General features: G+C 50.8%; 16 protein-coding genes and 1 pseudogene. 3 read left to right on the top strand and 14 right to left on the bottom strand.

Annotated elements, in window-relative coordinates; translation table 11 throughout:
* Positions 1–8: 8 nt before the first annotated feature.
* Positions 9–353 (top strand): hypothetical protein, encoded by a 345-nt coding sequence (locus QFX39_RS06250; RefSeq protein ID WP_300478380.1) that lies wholly within the window; start codon positions 9–11, stop codon positions 351–353.
* Positions 354–459: 106 nt separating this feature from the next.
* Here QFX39_RS06250 and QFX39_RS06255 read toward each other — a convergent pair whose 3' ends face one another.
* The 7 genes and pseudogenes from QFX39_RS06255 to QFX39_RS06285 all read right to left on the bottom strand — a co-directional run.
* On the bottom strand, positions 460–969 hold the full coding sequence (locus tag QFX39_RS06255; RefSeq protein ID WP_300478382.1) for a hypothetical protein: 510 nt from the start codon (positions 967–969) through the stop codon (positions 460–462).
* Between the two features lie 477 nt (positions 970–1,446).
* Entirely contained in the window at positions 1,447–3,960 is a 2,514-nt protein-coding gene (locus QFX39_RS06260; protein ID WP_300478384.1) for an SMC family ATPase, read from the bottom strand.
* Between the two features lie 70 nt (positions 3,961–4,030).
* Positions 4,031–5,287, bottom strand: a complete 1,257-nt coding sequence (locus QFX39_RS06265) for an exonuclease SbcCD subunit D (protein WP_300478386.1) — start codon at positions 5,285–5,287, stop codon at positions 4,031–4,033.
* Positions 5,288–5,297: 10 nt separating this feature from the next.
* Entirely contained in the window at positions 5,298–6,821 is a 1,524-nt protein-coding gene (locus QFX39_RS06270) for an ATP-binding protein (RefSeq protein ID WP_300478388.1), read from the bottom strand.
* Positions 6,821–7,870, bottom strand: a complete 1,050-nt coding sequence (locus QFX39_RS06275; RefSeq protein WP_300478389.1) for a DNA double-strand break repair nuclease NurA — start codon at positions 7,868–7,870, stop codon at positions 6,821–6,823. Before QFX39_RS06275 ends, QFX39_RS06270 begins: the two co-directional genes overlap by 1 nt.
* Positions 7,871–7,989: 119 nt before the next feature.
* Positions 7,990–8,313 (bottom strand): heavy metal-binding domain-containing protein, encoded by a 324-nt coding sequence (locus tag QFX39_RS06280; protein ID WP_300478466.1) that lies wholly within the window; start codon positions 8,311–8,313, stop codon positions 7,990–7,992.
* A 48-nt stretch (positions 8,314–8,361) separates the two neighbouring features.
* A pseudogene (locus QFX39_RS06285) lies at positions 8,362–8,562 on the bottom strand (zinc-ribbon domain-containing protein); the annotation flags it as partial.
* Between the two features lie 169 nt (positions 8,563–8,731).
* On the opposite strand from QFX39_RS06285, the gene QFX39_RS06290 reads away from it, so the two are divergent.
* Together QFX39_RS06290 and QFX39_RS06295 are read left to right on the top strand one after the other, a co-directional pair.
* A complete protein-coding gene (locus QFX39_RS06290) occupies positions 8,732–9,862 on the top strand; it encodes a hypothetical protein (protein ID WP_300478391.1) in 1,131 nt (376 codons plus the stop codon).
* Positions 9,863–9,902: 40 nt separating this feature from the next.
* Positions 9,903–11,174 (top strand): amino acid permease, encoded by a 1,272-nt coding sequence (locus tag QFX39_RS06295; RefSeq protein ID WP_300478393.1) that lies wholly within the window; start codon positions 9,903–9,905, stop codon positions 11,172–11,174.
* Between the two features lie 184 nt (positions 11,175–11,358).
* Here QFX39_RS06295 and QFX39_RS06300 read toward each other — a convergent pair whose 3' ends face one another.
* The 7 genes from QFX39_RS06300 to QFX39_RS06330 all read right to left on the bottom strand — a co-directional run bounded on the left by QFX39_RS06300 (position 11,359) and on the right by QFX39_RS06330 (position 20,287).
* On the bottom strand, positions 11,359–12,507 hold the full coding sequence (locus QFX39_RS06300; protein ID WP_300478395.1) for a tetratricopeptide repeat protein: 1,149 nt from the start codon (positions 12,505–12,507) through the stop codon (positions 11,359–11,361).
* A gap of 89 nt (positions 12,508–12,596) precedes the next feature.
* Positions 12,597–14,723, bottom strand: coding sequence for a response regulator (locus QFX39_RS06305; RefSeq protein WP_300478398.1), 2,127 nt, complete (start codon positions 14,721–14,723; stop codon positions 12,597–12,599).
* 10 nt (positions 14,724–14,733) lie between these two features.
* Entirely contained in the window at positions 14,734–16,386 is a 1,653-nt protein-coding gene (gene polX / locus QFX39_RS06310) for a DNA polymerase/3'-5' exonuclease PolX (protein ID WP_300478401.1), read from the bottom strand.
* A gap of 396 nt (positions 16,387–16,782) precedes the next feature.
* Positions 16,783–17,520, bottom strand: coding sequence for a geranylgeranylglyceryl/heptaprenylglyceryl phosphate synthase (locus QFX39_RS06315; protein ID WP_300478404.1), 738 nt, complete (start codon positions 17,518–17,520; stop codon positions 16,783–16,785).
* 42 nt (positions 17,521–17,562) lie between these two features.
* Positions 17,563–17,709: a 50S ribosomal protein L40e gene (locus tag QFX39_RS06320; RefSeq protein ID WP_010876192.1), complete on the bottom strand. Its 147-nt coding sequence runs from the start codon at positions 17,707–17,709 to the stop codon at positions 17,563–17,565.
* Positions 17,710–17,711: 2 nt separating this feature from the next.
* Positions 17,712–18,221 (bottom strand): DUF367 family protein, encoded by a 510-nt coding sequence (locus tag QFX39_RS06325; RefSeq protein WP_013295761.1) that lies wholly within the window; start codon positions 18,219–18,221, stop codon positions 17,712–17,714.
* A 65-nt stretch (positions 18,222–18,286) separates the two neighbouring features.
* The gene (locus QFX39_RS06330; protein ID WP_300478414.1) at positions 18,287–20,287 is read right to left on the bottom strand and encodes a VWA domain-containing protein; all 2,001 of its coding nucleotides are present in this window, start codon (positions 20,285–20,287) and stop codon (positions 18,287–18,289) included.
* Position 20,288: the final 1 nt, after the last annotated feature.

Genomic DNA, 20,288 nt, shown 5'->3' on the forward strand with positions numbered 1-20,288 from the left:
AATCTGGTATGGAATTCAGGCTTTACATAACAGAGGGTGACATTGAGGACCACCATGTCTTCAGGGAGAAACTCAGCCTTTCAGGTCTCAGCTGGAGGCAGACTGACCTTGAGGATGCAGATGCTGTGATAATCCTTGCTGGCCTCTGGGGAACCATGAAGGAAAAAATAATGGATGATGTTAAAAGGGCTGTGAAACTCTCCAAACCCATAATAACGGTGAGGCCCTATGGCCTTGAGAATGTGCCGCTGGAACTTGAAGAAGTGAGTTCCGAGATTGTTGGATGGAATCCCCACTGCATAGGGGAAGCCATTGAGGATGCAGTTAATCCAGATACGAATCAAATCTTATAAAATTGATGCAGTTAATCACAGGATTAAAATCAGAGTTAAATGAGATATGGTGAATCCAGAGGGATAAGAATCAAACCTGAATGAAAAAATAAAGGGGTTGGCCTCTTTAGGCCGATGATTTAACCACAAACATGCCGGGTTTGCTTGATGTAGGGTGGTATATCCTGTTGTAGCCACTGTAGTCATAGTCCACCCATCTACCGCCGCTGTAAACCTGTACTGTGCGGTGTCGTGGGGACAAGCTCGTGGCGTACTGTATTATACGCACCTTCTTCCCGGCTGATGTGAGTCTTTTATATAAGTATTCACTCATAGCCCAGCAGTCCCCTATGTTGGGATCATAGCGGTACGTGCTGGTGCTGTAGGCCGCCCGTACCCTTTTCTTCTTGTAGTACTTATTATTGTAGTACCTTTTCTTCACACTTGTACGGTATGTGGCCCTGACATTCTTCCTGTAGGTCTTCTTATATTTCTTGTACTTGTATGCGGCGTCAACCTTCACAGGTTCCGCCTTTATGGTTTCAGTTTTTGTTACTATCTTTGCGTTTTCTGTTTCAGTATTTGTTGCCTCACTGATGGGCACTGAACCCACAGTGAACATCAGTGCAAAGAGCACTGTGACTGCTTTGAATCGCGTAATTCTATCGCCTCCATGTCCAATACTAACCCTTCAGGTCACTTAGGACACTGAGTCAATGGTTACATCATCATAGTATATAAATGTTTCCATAAAATAAAAGCTCTGAGAGCTTCTTTAATCAAAAAAAGCCACTAGAATCCTTTTCTAATATTCAGATATTCTCTGAGAATCCATCCCATTTTATTTGAAGATAGGGGCCATCAGGGAATCCCGTTTGGAGTTTAGGGGCAGAGGGGCTCCCCGATACAATGGAGATTCAGAAGGTAAATCCTGTATAAATGGCCACTTAGAGGGCTTATTTCTGTTAAAAGAAGAACCAGAATCTTCAATAAATTAAAAGCAACATTAAAATGAAAATTCGAATTTAAAATGATTTTAAAGACTTATATGAATCTAAAGAATGCTTTAAATTGTCAAAAATGGAAATAAAATTATCTATGGGCTTTTAGAAATTTAGCCCGCCTTCTGGATGGCTGATACTCCATCGGACTTTTCAACCCGGTATATGTGGTCTGCAAGGTTTTCAAGTTCCTCCTCATGGGATACCAGGATTATCTGTCTGGCCTCAAGTTCATCGAAGATGTCCCTGAGCTTGTAGAGCTGCTCCTTGCTGAAGCCATCGGTTGGCTCGTCCAGTATGAGTATATCGGACCTCACATCGGTGAGGCTCTGGACCACCATGTTGAGGGCGAGTCTGTAGGCAAGTGCTATGCTGGTCCTCTCACCACCACTGAGGTACTCAAGGTTCTGTTCATAGCCGTCCTGCTCAACGATGGGTGTGAAGTCCTCGTCAATCCGCACCGATTTATCCGGGTCGTCCACCAGGACCCTGAACCATTTCTGGAACCTCTCATTGAATTCATGGTTTATCTGTGCCATCACATGGGTCTCAATGTCAGCGAGTGCAGGGATGAAGTATGATTCAAGCCAGGTCACATGGTCCTTGAGTTCACTGGCACGTTTTCTGAGTTTCTTCTTTTCATCAATTTCATCCTCAAGGTTCCGGATCTGTTTCTCCTTTTCCTCGATTTTTCCCCCAACTGATCCCAGACTCTTTCTTTTGTCATTCTCAGAGGTTTTAAGTTCATGGAGGTTTTCACTTACCTCCTGTATACTGGCCTCCACCTTATCTCTGTTTTTGAGTGCCTCCTGGTTTTTCTTTATTTCCTCTTTCTTTTCAGCGATGATTGCAGCATTTTCCTCAATCTTCTGGAGGTTCTCTCTGTATTCCCTGCTGGTTTCAGGGTTGAGTTCATGAATTCTTTTTTCAAGGTCCTCTATCTTCGAATCTGATGCTGAGAGTCTGCTTGAACAGTTCTTCTCCCTTTCACGGAGGGTTTCCAGCTCCTCCTCAATTTTTCTGAAACGGGATTCCGCATCCTTCAGTTCACTGATTATCTCTTCATTTTTGTTTATATCTGATTCAATGCCCCTGATTTCTTCCTTCTTATTCTCAAAGTCCTTCTGCTTTTTCTCATATTCGGCTGTTTTCTTCTTAAGGTCCTTCCGGAGTCTACTGAGTTCTTCCCTGGACCTCATGTATTCTATTACACGTTTCAGGAGTTCTTTTTTATTTTTAATGTTCGCTTTAAGCTCATTTATCCTGGATTTAAATGACTTTTCCCTCTTTCGGGCATCTCTGAGTTTATCGTCTATGTACGCAGGGTCCACATCCTGGTCACATGTGGGACAGACACTAACATCTTTTATGGACATGTAGTCCTCTATCTTTCCGGAAATGGCGCCCATCTTATGCTGGAGATTCGATACCTCGCCCTCAAGTTTATCTATCTCAGTTTTCAATTCATCCTCAGTGTACCCTGGATCCTCAAGGGACTCCAGTTTTCTTATCTCTGATTTGAGGTCGTCAATCTCACCCTTAATTGCGGTGATTTCAAGTTCCAGATTGTCCCTGACACCTGAAAGGGTCTTAAATTGATTCATAAGGCCTTCAAGCTTACTAGAAGCATCTTTGAACTTTTCATAGTCCTCTTTGATGGATTTTTTCTGATCCTTCATCTTTTCAATATCGTTTCTGAGTGAATCAAGTTTCTTCTGAAGCTTATCTTTCACCTCCTGGCATTTCTGAAGTTCATCCATGGATTTCTTATATTCTTCCTCTATGTCCCTGTTTTTCCTCTTGAGACTATCTGAGAATGAACTCAGGTTTTTAATTTCATTCTGAAGGGATTTTATCTTCTCATCCGCATTCTGAATCCTTTTTTCCTCCTTTTCGAGTTCTTCAAGTTTCAGTTCGAGTTTGCTGATCTCAGCCTCGATTTCTCTGAGTTCATCTTCAAGCTGCTTCCTCTCAGATTTCAGTTCCCCCTTCTCAGTGATAATATTCTGGAGCTCCTTTTTCTTATCTTCAAGGTCGTAGGATTTATCCTCCAGGCTTTCTGCGGATCGCCTGATTTTCCGCGAAAGCAACCTGGCATTATCCGCTGCTCTGCTGTACTTCTCAAGGTCGAAGGCCTTTCTGAGCCTTTCAAGCCGGTCAGTTTTTCCGGTCTCTATTATGCTCTTCATCTGCTCCTGTGGGGTGAAGACCGCGTAACGGTATATCCTGCTCCTGGCCCTTGGATTCAGGGGTTCCCTGTAACCCAGGATGTTAAGTACCTCGGCCTTCAGTTCCTTTGCAGAGAGTTTCCTTCTCCCTCTGGGTGTTCTGATGTAGAGTTCCCCCTGCTGCACCCCTGAGGCGGCCCTTTTAAGTTCCCGGTAGATGGTGTACTCTGTACCGTCAACAGTGAAGGTGAGTTTGACTGAACCTGAATTTGCTGTGGCCCTCAGAAGGCTGTCACCCCTCTGGTCACCCAGCCCGAAAAGCGCGAATTCTATTGCAAGTAGAAGCGTCGTCTTACCTGAACCTATATCCCCCTCAAATAGGGTCACCCCATCATCAAACTCAACAGTTCCTGATTCATAGCTCCTTATGTTCCTGAGTTCAAGTGAATTGATAATCAAAGAATATCACCACCTGCTATCAGTTATCTGGATTCACCCTGAGCAGGTCAACACCCTCATCTCTCCAGGGTTATCGGTTATCATCATCCAGATTAACCCCCATGACGGCCTCTGCTTCCTCAATTACCCTCCTCTCATATTCTTCCTTCTTCTCACCGGGGGAAATCTCATTTTCAAGTTTCCTGAGGAGGTCAACCGCCAGTGAGTCGCCCCTCTTCATGAGACTTCTGTTTCTGATGTCAAGTCCGGCGAGTTTTTCCCTGAAGATTCTCCTCTCAAGTGCAGGGATCTCGCTCTCAGCGACCCTCACCTTCTGTATCTCCCGGGTGCTGAGTCCGTGCCTGTTGATCTGGACAACACGGGCCCCCCTGGATTCAAGTTCCCTCCTTATCCACGTGGAATCTATGTCCGAGGTCCTCCCTGAGCTGAGCTCACCCCTGATCTTGAACATCACAACCTTTCCCTTGACATCATGTTCCCCCATTTCTTTACGTATAAGGAGGGACGCGTCCTGGGAGTTCTTACCTGTCACATCACATTCTATGTATTCAAATTCAGCGGGCCTTATAACCCTGAACTGGGGAGTTTTTGCCTTTTCCCTGAATTCAACAAGGTAGTATCCCCTCTCCTCTCCCCTGGCGTTCTCCTCAAGGTCCCCTGCGTATGAACCGAAGAGTGCCCCGGGGTATACTATGGGGCCGTAGCCCTCCTCCATGTAGCAGCCCTTCCTGTGGACGTGGCCCCCTGCATAGTACTCCAGGCCACGGGGGAAGAGGTTGAGGTCGATGGAGTCCATCTCTGCAAGGTCCACGGGCTTGAACTGGGTTATGGCGCTGTGGAAGAGGAATATCCTGAAGCCGTCCTCGGCCTCAAGGGCCTCCCTGTCAAGGTTCCTGAAGTAGTCAACCTCCAGTGCCCTTGACCTCCCTGATAGGCCCGTGATCTTTGCCCCGGTCTTCTCATCCACCGTGAACTCCAGTCCCAGCTTCTTTCCTGGGATGGGGCGCACAACCTTTTCTATGACCCCCGCGGTTTCCAGGATGTCTATCATGGAGGTGTTTGATGGGCTGTAGTCGTGGCTGCCATAGTTGACGTAGATTGGGACCCCCTCATCCCTGATCCTCCTGAGTTCCATTGTGGCCCTCTTGACGGTCTCCATGTTGGGGATGTTGGAGTGGAAGAGGTCCCCCGCTATTATCATGAAGTCGACATTATTCTCCAGTGCATCATCCAGTGCCATCCTGAAGGCCTGGAATTCTAGTTCCCGGAGTTCAGGCTGTTTCTGGGCCCCAAGGTGGCAGTCTGACAGGTGCGCGAATCTGTACATCAGTTTCACCTCATCCTATGAATTCAATGTCCTCATCTTCATCCTCATGATCCGTGGATTCAATGAACTCCTCAAAGAGTGGTATCTTCACAGGCACCGCGAACTTTGTGAATATGCTGCTCACTATGGCCTCACCCTTATCCAGGCTTGCTATTGCCCTGTTGTCATCTGAGAGGTCCTGGGAGGCGCTTCCTATTATCTCAGCCCTCTCCTGGGCCATCTCATTCCCCAGGATTATCTTGGTGTTCATGTTTGCAAGGACCGTCCTGGGGATGAGGCTTACGAGCTGGGTTATGGCGACCAGGCCTATGTTGAATTTACGACCCTCCCTTGCGATGGTACTGTAGATGTTGTTTCCCTGCCTCTCAATGACCTCCTTTCCAAGGACACGGGGGGCCTCCTCTATCACTATCCCTATGACAGGTTTTCGCCTGAGCTCCCCGGTGGACTTGTACTTCTGGTACCTCCTGAAGATCTCACCGGATATCACGCTCCCAACGAGGAGTTCCGCCTCGCCCATGAGCCTGGATGTGTCCACCACGACTATCTTTCCATCCTCGAGGTGTCCCGCTATGTCCTTTATGGTTGACTCACCACCCACATCCCGGAATACGCCCCCACGGGACTTTATCTCGCCGGTGTCCTCATCCAGGTAGACGCCGAGTATCACATCGAAGACCCTTCTCAGTACACTGAGTGTCACAGATTTGACATCGGAAAGCTTCTCCCCTTCAACAATTTTGATGATCCATCTCTCTTTGTAGCAGTTGTGGTACTTTGCAATTGCCTGCTCCTGGGCCTGTGTGAATGGTATTATACCCTCAAAGTGCTCGGGTCTCAGGGCCCTCAGGTTTATTGAGAGGGTATTCCCGCCGACCGGCGCGTCAGGGGAGTAGTAGACCACGTTACCTGATGGATGCTTTCCAAGTCCCGCCTCATTCCTGCCATAGTACTCGTCGTGGGGGTCCAGCACCAGCATGCCCACACGGTCCATATCTGCCAGGCTCCAGAGCATGACCTTCACCAGGTTACTCTTACCCCTACCCGTGGTTGCAGGTATGAGGATGTGGTGGGTTATGGCGTCCAGGGCGTCGATGTAGACCGGTGTCTCAAGGACCTTTGAGCCGCTCCTCACATTTCCAAGAAATACCGGGTTGCGGGGCTTTTCGAGGAATGCCAGGTCCCCATCCCTTATCCTCCGAACCTCCCTGAAGAAGCCCGGGAGGCGTTTGGGTAGCATTGGCTCACCGTCCCTTACATGGAGTATGGGGCGGGCCTCTGCGATGATGTAGTTCCGTAGTTCCGGTTCAAGGAACTCAACGTCACCCCTGTAGCCCTCAAGGTTGAAGCCTGATGCAAGTTCCCTCATCCCCTGTGGTATCTGGGACCTGTATTTGAGGTCCTTGACCTGGAGTATCGTGTAGCCTTCCCCCTCAGCGACAAGGAGGTCGCCGAGTTCCACTGGTTCATCTGATTTCTGCCTTATGAGTACCGCGGCTGTTTCGCCACCTATTATCTGTCCTGCGATTTCCATCAATCCTCACCTGCATACCTGTTAAGTGTATCGTGGTAGTCGAGACTTTCCGTCTCATATTTTATACCCCTAAGGACTTCACCATCCCTGATCTGTGACAGGACCCTTCTTCTATAGATTTCAACCTCATCACCTGAGACACGGGCCCTCATGTCCACGTCCACCAGCCCGTAGGGGTAGCCAGGGAAGCATGCGTCCCCTGCGTTCAGTTTTAGGGCGGATGCCACGTCCAGTGCCTTATACGCCTCATAATCTCCGAGGATGTCCATGCGGAATATCCTTCCTGCGGGGTTCAGCTTAACCGCCGCCAGGATGGTGGGCCTGTCTGTCCTGATGGCTATGGGGTCGTAGCACCATGTCCCCTTCACGTCACCCTCTGATGCGAGCCTCCCGATGGCTGAAAGGAGTGAAATTGAAGTGGTGGTGTAGAGGGTGCAGGTCTTTGAGAGCCCTGCCACATGGATTTCCCCTGCCCTATCCCCCAGCTCATTTATGTAGCTGTTCTCCTTCTCGAATGACGCCTGCAGTGAACCGTCCCTAACCAGAACATCCCCTGCATCGAGTTCATCAAGGGCACCCAGTGCCATGCTCCACTCTGCAAACCGCCTGGGAAGGCCCTTGAGGGTTGACTCATCAACGGTATCGGTGTCTTTCAGTTCAAGGTGCATGTCATCCTCATCCGGGAGGAATTCCAGGTACTCCTCCCTTAGAGGGTGTATCTGGAATCTGCACATCTCATCCTCCGGGTTCATGGTCATGACAGAGAAGAACTCGATCCTTGATGGTATCTCGGGCTGGACCCTCTGGCCCCCCCTGAAGAGACTCAGGGCAACCCTGTTGAGCTGGACTGAGATGCCCGGCCCCTCCAGTATGGGGCTGTTGCCGCCGTCTATGAAGGCCACGAGCCTATCCTCTCCCCCCTCAATGGGCTTGAAGTTAGCTGTGCTGAATTCATGCGCCATGTATTTCGCTGACCTGAAGTAGGGTCTTCCGATCCCTGACCTCACCCTGTTCTCAAGGGTCTGTGCAATCCTATCAAAAATGTCCAATAAAAAATCCCCCATGTAAATGTTTAATGTTGAATAAGAAATAAATATTATAAATAGTTTGTGGTTTTTAATTGAATGACCAGGTCATCTGACCGTTCCAGGGACATCCCGGGCCTTACCTATTCCTCTGGCTCAACGATGACGGCTGTGCCGTAGGCAAGGATCTCCTGCATTATGTCGGATATGGAGTCTGAGTCGAAACGGACACTTATAACCGCATTGGCCCCCAGTTCACGGGCATGGTCAAGCATCCTCTCAAGGGCCTCCTGCCTTGAGTGCTCCATCATGGTGACGTACTCCTTGATCTCACCACCCACGATGGACCTTAAACCTGCGCCTATCTGACCCCCGAGTCCCCTGCTCCTAACTGTCAGCCCATAAACGAATCCTAGGGTCTCAACAGCTTTGTATCCCGGAACGTAGTTGCTTGTAACGTATACAATGTCGCCGTGCTTTTCAACTGCAGGCGCTTCTCTTCGCTCCTCAAGCCTCGTGCCGCACTCGTCACAGAAGTTTGAGTCAGGTCCGTATTCCTTCCCGCAGTTTGGGCAGAATTTCTCTGCTGATGACTCCTTTGGGGAAGCTGAAACAGCGCCGCCTCTCCTCTCAGCCAGTCTCCTCTTCATCTCCTCACTTGTAACCATAATAACACCATAATTATTTTTATTGCAGACGTATAATAAGGTTATCATGAAATCTGCAGATGATATGGATAACCCCTCTACTGTCCCGCTAAAGATATTCAGTAAAAGGAATTTGCAAAGGATTCTACCATATATTCCGCTTGTTGTAGTTGCCTTTCTTCTTATATTGAATCCATATTATCTGTTTCCCACACATGGTGATCTTGATTTTCATCTTGTGAGGGCGAGGGAAATTATTGATGATCCAATTCATGGTCTCCTCTGGGACTACATGGTCTACTATCCAGCAGGAAGACCCCTCTGGCACCAGCCCCTTATACATATACTAATGGCATCCCTCTGGTGGATTGGTGGAGTTAGATTCATGCACTCCATCATGTGTACCCTCCAGATTCTCCTTACTGTCCTCACAGCATCATGGGTTTCATCAAAGTTTTATGGTGAAAGAGCAGGGTTCATTGCAGGGATGCTTGTACTTGCAGCTCCGAGACCAGACACACTCTCAGTAGTAATGCCCGCCACATTCGTCCCCATATTCATTGTACTCACGATATATTCACTCTCAAAGTCAAAGCTGAAGCTATCGTTCATAACGTCATTGATGGCCATTTCCACACATATCATGGGTCTTCTGGTGTTGCCTGTTATCCTTGCAGATGGTATCAAAAAGAATAGGAACCTGATAATCGCTATATCCCCTCTAATCATATTCTGGATAATTTATTTTGCAGTGTACGGTCCTTCATCTTCTGGAAATCTAAGCTCAGGTTTTCAGGGCCTTGATCTGGTAAATGAACTTTCACTGATACCTATTATAAGCGGAACTATCGGTCTGTGGTTCATAAGAAAAAGAAAAGAATTTAAACCTATTGTAGCATACATTACAGGTATACTCATATTACAGCTATACTTTGATGTTTCAAGGGCCCTCCAGTATGTGGTGCTTCCCCTTGCTATTACAGGGTCATATTTCTTTAATCAGCTGATAAACAGATCCCCAGCTTCCTTCAAGATCATAATACTGCTGCTTGTCATACTTTCTTCATCTGCATTTCTGGCACCTTTAAGTTTAATCGATACTTCCTGGGCAGATATGAGCACGCCCTTTGAAAATCGTTACTATCCCCTTAAGAAGTACATTGACACCCATACATCCCCTGATGATGTGGTGTGGGCCTCGGGTTCAGTTGCAGATAAGGTTGCCTGGATGACCGGGAGGAGGGTATCCAATGGTCGCTATGGGCCCCCACCGGGATTTCAGGAGACATTCCAGGATGTGAATATCTATGAGGAGAATGGAAAATTCATAATAAGGAATAAAGATAATGAGACAATTCAGATCATCTAATCAAGTAGTGTTGTACATATACTGAATAACCAAAGAAACCATGAAAACCCAGCTGCGGAGGGAGCTGACCCTCTTTGACACGGTTAACCTTGTAATCGGGACCATAGTGGGGGCCGACATCTACATCGTGGCTGCCTATGGTGCAGGTAGCCTTGGCCCGGCCTCCATAATGGCCTGGTTCCTGGCCGGCCTCATGGCCGTGGTTATTGCACTTGTATTCTCTGAGGCCTCCAGGATCCTCCCTGTGACCGGGGGCCCCTATGCCTATACCTGTGAGACCCTTGGACGTTTCGCAGGCTTCATAACCGGGTGGTCCCTCTGGGTTTCCTCGTGGATAGCCATAGCGGTGTTCCCCATAGCCTTCGTCTACTACCTTGAGTACTTCATCCCCCTTAATGCCATCTGGGAGGCCCTCGTCAAGGTCCTCTTCATAGTCTCACTCACACTCATAAACATCGCCGGGGTTGGGAGGGCCGGTAAGGTGAACGATTTCCTGACGGTCCTCAAGGTGGCGCCGGTGCTCCTCTTTGCAATCCTGGGGGCGGTGTACCTCGCCCTCAACCCCGCAACCCCTGCAGGTAATTACACGCCCCTGGCACCCATGGGCCTGGGGGCCCTTGGCGGTGTCACCGTCCTGGTGTTCTGGGCCTACGTTGGATTTGAACTTGTAACGGTCCCTGCAGATGAGGTTAAGAATCCTGAGAGGAACATACCCCTTGCCATAACCCTCGGGATGGTCTTTGTGATGCTATTCTATCTCCTCACCAATGCCGTTATCCTTGGTCTTGTACCCTGGAGGGTCCTTGCGGCCTCAAACGCACCCCTCACGGTTGCCGGCTACAGCCTCATGGGTGGACTTGGGGCCCTTATACTCACTGCAGGTGCCGTGTTCTCGATTGCGGGTTCAGAGGAGGCAGGGATGCTCTCAACCGCCAGGCTGCTCTTTGCCATGTCCAGGGATGGTTTCCTTCCGCGTCTCCTCTCCAGGGTCCACGGGAGGTTCGGCACACCCCACGTCAGTATCCTGGTCCAGAACCTCACGGCCCTTGCAGCTGCACTCACCGGTACAGCGGCTGGGCTCATTGAACTATCTGTTTTAACCCTTCTGCTCCCCTACGCGACAACCTGCGTTTCACTGGGGATACTTCGAAGGAGAGATGGCGCCAGGATTCCTGTGAAGAGTGTCCTGGGTGTCCTTATCTGTATTTACCTCCTCCTGAATACCACACCATGGACCATCATCGACGGCTTACTCCTTATCATGGGGGGCGTACCCCTCTACCTCATCTTCAGAAAAAAGAATCTGAATTAGCTGTGGGTTCAGTACCCACTAAATGATGTGTGGAAGTACGCCTCCACATTATTAGAACCCGAATCACCAGGCTCGTTCAGTACCCACTAAATGATGTGTGGAAGGAGTAGCAGGATAAAAATGTAGGTTAACAGTACACAGATCATTATTGTTGAGTGTCTCAGGGCACGTGGATGTCCACCATTTACACGCAGGTAGCATGGCCCAAGAAAAGGATGGAACTCAAAAAACTATCAATGTGTTCCAGGGCCCAGTCGAAAAGTAAGTGCAGGTCTCCGGTTTTCCATGTCATGGTGAGGGTATACATGATCCTGCTACTCTCCTGTGCCAGGTATGGCAGGATAAGCGCCGTGAACAGAATCATCGGCCCAAAGAGGATGGGAAGGGATACTGTTGCCAGGATACGATCCCCTGACTCCTCAGGCTTTATCAGTTGCCGGATTGATAGATACAGAAATGCGAATGGGGTGAAAATCAGGGCCCCCAGGACCATTGGCAGTTCACTCCGTGGCCTTTCCTTCAGTAATATGTATATGGCTGTAGCCGTAAGGGCTCCCATTACCAAGGTGCCCGCCAACTCAGCTCTGAAAATTATCAGTATGAACTGGGCGAGGGTGAGTGCTGTGAAGGCGTATGAGATGACTGTGAGTGCCCTGAAGGGGTATGGGTAGATGGACTCCGGGGGGTCCTCCTCGATGGGGACACCGTTAGCTGTATCAAGTGCTATTTTAAGGCATTTCTCAGAGGCCCATTGGTTCCCGAGTGCCTCAAAAGCCTCTGACTTGCCGATCCATACCGGGGCATTCCCTGCATCCAGCTTGATGGCCCTATCAAAGCATTCCAGTGCCTCCCGGTATCTTCCATGTTTATTCAGGGAGAACCCCATGTAGACCCATGATTGGGCATGGAGTGGATCAATGGCTGTGGCCTTTTCAAATGACTTCAGTGCCCCTTCATCTTCGCCCCACTGGTGAAGTATCAGGCCCCTTCCATACCATAGGGTGGCGTTACCGGGGTTCTCATTGATGGATGATTCATAGAGTTCAGGGGCCCTCCGGTAACAAGCGTCTCTCTCCTCATCCTCCCCGAGGATACTGTGGATGTAGCCCATCTTATGCCAGGCCAGTGGATGGGGACTTATTTTCGTGAGTCTCTCAAGGGCCTTCAGGGCATCCCTGTATCTTCCCATATTCTGGTTTATGTTACTCAGGAGCATCCATGCCGCCGGGTTTTCAGGGTCAGCCTCTGTAACCCTCCTGGTAATGTGGAGGGCCCTCTCCGGGGCACCCCACCCCAACAGAAATTCGGCGACTGCAAGCATGACCCTCTTCATAATACATATTCAAATATTAATAATATATAAATGGTGGCTCAAGGATTCGCCGTCCCCCTCCCTGTAATAAACTCTGCAATGCTCTGATACTATTGCTCTGAACCTTCACCTTCCCCCCTGTGGACAGTCTTGGCCCAGCGCCTCTCGCGCCTCCGTAGCATGTGAACCGTCGCGGCCACAAAGAGGGGTATGAGGTATAAACAGTAGGCCCAGTACTCAATGGATAACAGTATGGTACGGGGTATGCTGTAGCCGTCCATCCTTATACCGCTCATTGTGAGTGGGAAGAACGCCACGGTTGATATTAGGCCTATTATGAACGGGGCCTCCATCCTGAATCCGAAACCAGCGAGGTTGAGGATGAATACCACGTAACCCAGCATGACGAACCCTATGAAGATCATGGAGAAGAGGTAGAATATGGCGTCAAGCTTCCTGTGGAGTGCTATGGGGGCATCGATCATGGGGGCAAGGTAGACGAAGAGGGTCTCCAGGTTACCTGTGAGCCAGCGGGTCCTCTGCCTGAAGAAGGCCGGCCACTCACTCACCGCCTCCTGGAAGACCTCCGCCTCAGGGGAATACCTGACATGGTAGCCCCTGAGCATCAGCTTGACGCTGAGGTTCAGGTCCTCTGTAACCGCGTAGCCATCCCAGCCCCCTATCTCCTCCACGACCCTCCTCTTGACCAGCTGGCCGTTACCCCCAAGGAAGGCCGGGACATCCATGTTCATCCTTGACCTCATGATAACGTTGCCGAATATGGCGAACTCAAGGTCCTGCATCCTGGTGAGGAGGTTCTCATCTGCATTGTACATCCTCACCCTGGACTGGGCGCCGGCCACATCATCACCATCAAGGTAGGGGACTATGTTCCTGAGGAAGTCCGGTTCAACCCTGGCGTCGGCATCAAAGACCGCTATGATGTCTCCCTCGGCCAGTGTCACACCATCGTTGAGGGCGTACCCCTTACCGTTGAAGGCGAAGGGGGCCCTCCTTGTCACAACCTTCAGGTGCCTGTACCTCTTCACGAGGTCCTCAAGGATCTCGCCGGTACGGTCCGTTGACCCGTCGTTCACCACTATGATCTCATAGTTCCTCCTGCCGTTTACATGGTAGTCCAGGGATGATAGGGTCTCAACGCACCTCTCAATGGTGTTCTCCTCATTGTTGGCGGGGACTATAATGCTCACCATGGGCATTGAATCTGAAACAGGCCTTTCGGGTTTCCTGTAGCTGAATGAAAGATGCAGGAGACTGTAGACCACCGGTATGAATAGCGTGTACATGAGCCAGGTCATGCTCCGTGTTATGAAGCCGTAGGCTGCAAGTCCGAGTATCACCGAGGATACAAAGAAGACTCCTGTCTTCTCTATCTTCATCTCCTCTGCCTTGGTGACGATGACCTCATGCATCCTCCTTGAGTAATCCTCAGTTTCCTTAATGGTCTGTAGTACCACCTCGATCTCGGCCCTCAGCTGCTCGGTGCTGAAGGGCTTGAGGAGGTAACCGTAGGGTTCTGTCTCCAGTATCCTGGATAGGGTCGAGTCATCTGAGTAGGCTGTCAGGTATATCACGGGGATTCCGTGCTCACCCTGTATCACCTCCGAGGCCTCTATACCATCCATTTCACCACGGAGGTAGACGTCCATGATGACAACGTCGGGCTGGAGTTCCGCGGCCGCTGATACAGCGCCCTCACCTGTATCCTCAACCCCCACTACCCTGAACCCTGCCTCCTCCAGTTTATGGGAAAGGTCGGCTGCGACGATCGCCTCATCCTCCACCACAAGGACCCCTGGGACTGCCCCTGTCTTCCTATCCTTCGGGACCTTCAGGAGGTCCCTTATATCTGCCCGGTACCTTTTGAGTGCTGTTTCAACCGTCACCTTGAGTGTCCGGTCATCGTAGGGTTTGAGGAGGTAACCGTAGGCCCCGGCCCTCCTGGCCCTCCCTATGGTCTCGGGGTCAGAGTAGGCTGTGAGGAACACCACCGGGACTCTGAGTTCCTTCACTCTCCGGGCCACATCCACACCATCCATTTCGCCCCTCAGGACTATGTCCATGAGCACGAGGTCCGGTCTCTTCTCTGCTATCAGCTTGAGGGCCTCCTTACCTGTGGTCGCAACCCCAACGACACTGTAGCCCATATCCTCCAGTCTCATCTGGAGGTCAGATGCTATGAGTGCCTCGTCCTCAACTATCAGAATTGACGTCATAAAATCACCTTCAGTCCCCAAGCCACCTTCTGAGTTTCCTGATGCCCATGGTGTTTATCACATCATCCTGCTCTGCCCAGCCGCGCCTTGCGGTTATAACACCCCACCTGATGTTCTCAAGTGCACCCCGTGAGTGGGCGTCACTGTTTATTGCGATCCTGCAGCCTGCATCAACCGCCATCCGGACATGGGTGTCCCTGAGGTCCAGGCGGAGGGGGTTGGAGTTCACCTCCAGGGCGACTCCAAGTTCAGAGGCGCGTTCAACCACCCTCTCCATGTCAACCAGGGGGTCAGGTGACCCCAGGACTCGCCCGGTGGGGTGGCCTATTATATCTACCGGCTCATGCTCCATAGCCCTGAGTAGCCTTTCTGTGATGTTTCCAGGGTCATGGATGCTTGCAACAACCAGGTCAAAGTCCTGCAGGATTTTATCAGGGACCTCGAGGCTTCCATCATAGAGTATGTTGACCTCAACACCTGCAAGGACCTCCACGTCCTCTATACGCTCGGCGGCCCTTAGGTATGCATCCACATCGTCAATGTACCTTGCATGGTCGGTGAAGGCAATGTACTCCCGCCCGAGGATGGATGCGTACTCTGCCATGTACTCCATTGCATCGATGCCGTCACTGAAGAGGCTGTGCATGTGGAGGTCCCCCCTGATATCTGAGAGATTTACAAGGTCCGGGAGTTTCCCCTCTGCTGCGGCGGCAACCTCACCACGGTTCTCTCTGAGTTCAGGTTCAATGTAGGTCAGTCCAAGTGCCTCCAGGACCTCTGTCTCTGTCCTCCCGGCGACCCTCTCATCCCCCCTGAAGAGGCCGTACTCACTGAGCTTCATTGAGGAGGAGATGGCTATCCTCCGTAGCTCCACGTTGAACTCCCATGAGCCTGTGAAGTAGAGAAGTGCCGAGCCAAAGACCTCGTCGTCGAAGACCCTGAGGTCACAGTCAAGGCCCTCCCTGAGGCGTACAGTTGACTTCCTGGGGCCCTTAACCACTACCTCATCAACAATGTCCATGGAGGTGAAGTGGTCCATGACCCTCCGCGGGTCGGTGGCTGTCACAAGTATGTCGATGTCCCCGACGGTCTCCCGGCCTCTTCTTATGGAGCCCGCCACCTCAACCCTCCTTACACCCTCAAGTTCAAGGAGCTCGGATTTTATCCGGGATGCTAGTGGGACAACGTAGGCGAGGGGTCTCCTGGAGATCCTTGACCTTGCAAGTTCAATGTTACGGAGTATCATGGCCTCCCTCTTCTCACCCATCCCCCTCAGCCTCCTTATACGGTGCCTCTTTGCCTGTTCCTCCAGGTCGTCCAGTGTCTTTATCCCCAGCTCCTCGTAGAGGAGTTTAACCGTCTTTGGACCCACACCCTCCACCGAGAGGAGGGAGTCAAGGTCCACAGGGTATTCCCCTGCCAGTCTTTCAAGGAGTGAGAGTGAACCTGTGGATAGTATCTCCTCTATCTTTGCAGCGATGTTCTCCCCTATACCCGGGAGTTCCCTGAGCCTCCCCTGGGCTGCCACATCCTCTATGTCCTCCCCAAGAAATTCCACTGTCCTCGCGGCCCTCCTGTAGGCCTTTGTCCTGAATTCATCGCCCCTGAGTTCCATGTAGTCAGCAACACGGTTCAGAATATGGGCCACCAGATGGTTCTTCATAAGGGCATATATATTGTGCATATTAGTTAACCATTTTTGCTTTCAGGCAAATGGCGAGGCCCTCAATACATCCATGTTTTCGTTGAGTGAATAGAGGGTTTACATGCAAACTAACATGCAGAATCTGAGTTGTGGTGAAGAGAGATTCATCTAGTTTGAAGAAACCAGGGAGTCATGACTGACGATATTGAACCCTAAGGATGGTGGAGCTTCTGATCCAGTGAATCAGTGAAAAAATGGTAGAATAAATAGTAGAATGAATACTCTGGTTATGAAATTCATTTGAATAAAAGGCCAAGAGGAAATATTAGAATTCCTGAATTAGCGGGACAAAAACATCAAAAAACCGAATTTTAGATGCCAGCTACTCTGGATCAGTTAAAAGATAAAATATTACTAGAGGGACCCCATACCCTCAACGATCTCCCGAATCTTATCCTCGACATTTGAGCTGTTCTCAACCACGGTACCCGTGACTATGATATCTGCACCTGCGCCTGCAACCCTTGCGGCATCCGCACCGGTCCTTATACCGCCGCCCACTATGAGTATCTGGTCTGTGCACCTCTTAACAAGGGATATCATCTCCTCAGGCACATGCTGTGGGGCACCTGAACCCGCCTCAAGGTAGAAGAGCCTCATACCAAGGAACTCTGCGGCCATGGCATATGCTGCCGCAATGTCCGGTTTGTTCCTGGGAACTGGTTTGGTGTCTCCAACCCAGCCCACCGTACCCCCTGGTTCAACCACAAGGTAACCCATTGGGAGGGCCTCTATCCCCATCTTCTTAACGGCTGGCGCGCCCAGGGCCTGGGCACCTATGATCCAGTAGGGGTTGTTTGAGTTGAGGAGACTCATGAAGAATATGGCATCCGCGTGACGGCTGACACCTGTGGTGTTCCCGGGAAAAAGTATTATCGGGACATCTATGTTCTCCCTCAGAGCCCCTGCGGTGGCATCGAGTTCACTGGAATCAGTGGTTGACCCCCCGAGCATTATACCATCGGTACCACCCCTTATGGCGGCCTCTGCGATTTCAACGGCCTCCTCAGGGATCTGCTCCTCAGGGTCTATGAGGGTAAGGTGTATCTTCCTCTCCCCAAGAATATCATGGAAATAATCTTCAACCTTCATTTTGAACACTCAGAAAAGTAATAAATGGGGGAGTGGGGCTGTTTAACCCCTTGGTTCCTTTGCCTTGTACCTTAATCCCTTGTAACCGCACTTCCTGCATGTCTTTGCAGTTGGTGGGTTCCTGGCGTTACATTTAAGGCAGATCTTGATATTGAATAGTCTGTTTTCTGCTTCCTCAAATCTTGCCATAATTAGCCTCCTATGTATTTGTTCTGAATCTCAACAACCTCACGGCTATCCCTAGCCCGGGAGTAAGCTTCAAGAAGTTCACGGTTGAGGTCCAGGAAGTGTGGACCCCACTTGAAGTAGGACATGATGTCAGACGCTATATCTTTCAGTCCAACTATATAAAGGGTTGCCGCCACGGCCTCTGCAGTTGATAGTATGCAGGGTTTTCCGTAGTTGGTGGGGTTTGCGGCCACCAGGAATGGCAGCGACCTGTGGTTCCCTGCGGTCTGGAATATGACCGATGACTTTCTTACCTTTTTCCATGAGCAGTCCAGGGCAGCGATGCCCCTCCTCATGACCATGTCACGGTCCTCGGGTGAGACTGCCTTCTCAGAAAAAGGGTTGAGGACAAGTGCACCTCTGGGTATCTGGTTGAGACTATTTACTATTTTAAATTTTCCCTTCCTGCCCAGTTTAAGGCTGGTGCACTTCTTCCTGTCACACTCCTCTGCATGGTATACCACGATTCTCATCAGGGTGATATTGGCAACACACGTATAAATAATTTGGATGAATGGGGATACCAAAGTAACCTCTGCTAGAACATCTCCCTCTCACGCTTCATTATCCCTGGAACAGCTATGGATGGGTCCTCAAGGTCATGGAGGTCATAGTAACTGCCACCTGAGGCCAGGGCTATCTCCATGTTGAGGTCCCTTCCACCCCTTGAGCCCTGCTCAAAGTTTATGATAACGGAGGGTATATCCTCCTCCCTGAGCCTGGCTGCGGCCTCAACCGCCTCCCTCTTGGGGTTCCTCTCAACCCCCACGTTTGGCATGCCGTCGCTGAGGATAACCATGAAGGGGACGTACTCGCTGTGTCTCTTCTCCTCCCTGAGTATCTCAAGGCCCCTCTTTATGCCCTGTGCCATTGGTGTTGTCCCACCAACCCTTATGCTGTCAACCGTATCCCTGAATGATGATGCCCTAGCTGTTGAGGGTATTATAACCTTGGCGTCCCTTCCGCGGAAACCCACAACACTTATCCTGTCCTTATGCCTCTGGGCGTCCTCTATGAACCTCTCTATGAGACCCTTGACCCTGGCGGCCTTCTTCTCAGAGAACATGGACCCGCTTATATCCACCACCAGGACGATTGATGCCCTTGCACCGTGCTTGCGTATCTTCTCCCTTATATCGCCGGGTTCTATCTTAAGCTCCCCCCTTGAGGCGGCGGCCCTGAGTGTGGCGTCAACAGCAACGTCACCTGAGCCCCTGGGGAACCTGCTCTTCACGTACCTGCCCTTGGTGGTCTTTGACTCAACCCTTGAGCCGTAGAGGCGCTCCTTCTTCTTACCCCTGATCCTGAGGAGCTTCTTTATATCAACGTCCATGTCCTGGGTTTCAGGTTCCCTGCCCTCCACATCAGCGGCAAGGGCCCCCAGGGATGATGCCGCCGGTGAAGCCCCTGAATCTCCACTGCTACCTTCCCCGGGTGGTCCCTCTGCAGGGGTTTCATCATCTTCACCCTCACCCGGACCACTTCCTGAGTCACCACTTTCTGATTCAGGCTCCTCTGACTCCCTTTCACGCTCCATCTCCTCACGGGCCCTCTGCATCTCCCTTCTGGTGTTTTCACGGTTATAGGTCCTTCCAGGTATTCTCTCCCCCAGAACCAGTATTATTGCATCCTCGACGTCCTCCTCACGGACCCTCCTCCTGCCGTTGAAGGCCGCTATGGCCTTTGATGTCCTGACGATTGCAATATCGGACCGGTGCCCATCGACACCTGCATCGACACAGACCCTTGCTATCAGCTCAAGGAGGTCGTCGTCAATGGTGACCGCTGGAAGGAGCTTCCTGGCCTCCATTATCCTCTCCCTGAGTTCCCGCTGACTCTCAGCGAACCTCTCAACGAATCCCTCAGGGTCATCCTCGAATTCATCCCTCCGCTTCATTATGAGGATCCTCTGCCTGATGTCTGTGACCGTGCCAACATTTATGTGTATACCTATCCTGTCTGAGAGCTGGGGCCGGAGTTCGCCCTCAGCGGGGTTCATGGTCCCAACCAGGATGAACCTTGATGGGTGCTGAAGGGATATTCCCTCCCTCTCAACTGTGTTCACACCGTAGGCCGCAGCATCAAGCAGGACATCCACCAGGTGGTCGTCCAGTAGGTTTATCTCGTCAACGTAGAGTATGTTTCTGTTGGCCTCTGCAAGTATACCCGGCTCAAGGGCCTTTATACCCTCTGTGAGAGCCTTCCCTATGTCAAGGGATCCAACCACGCGGTCCTCTGTTGCACCCAGGGGGAGTTCAACCACCCGCATCTTCCGGTACTCCACCTCGAGGTCACCTGAACGGCACACCTCACATGCCTCTTCAGGTTCATCAGGGTCGCAGTTGAAGGGGCAGCCCTTAACTGTCCGCAGTGATGGAAGAAGGTCTGCCAGGGCCCTCACGGCGGTTGTTTTACCTGTCCCCTTATCACCCTTTATGAGGACACCGCCTATCCTGGGATTTATTGCATTGAGTATAAGGGCCTTTTTCACCCTCTCCTGTCCAACTATAGCTGTGAATGGAAAAATAAGGTTCTTCATT

Origin of the sequence: Methanothermobacter sp. (assembly GCF_030055425.1) — an archaeon.
Taxonomy (GTDB): Archaea; Methanobacteriota; Methanobacteria; order Methanobacteriales; family Methanothermobacteraceae; genus Methanothermobacter.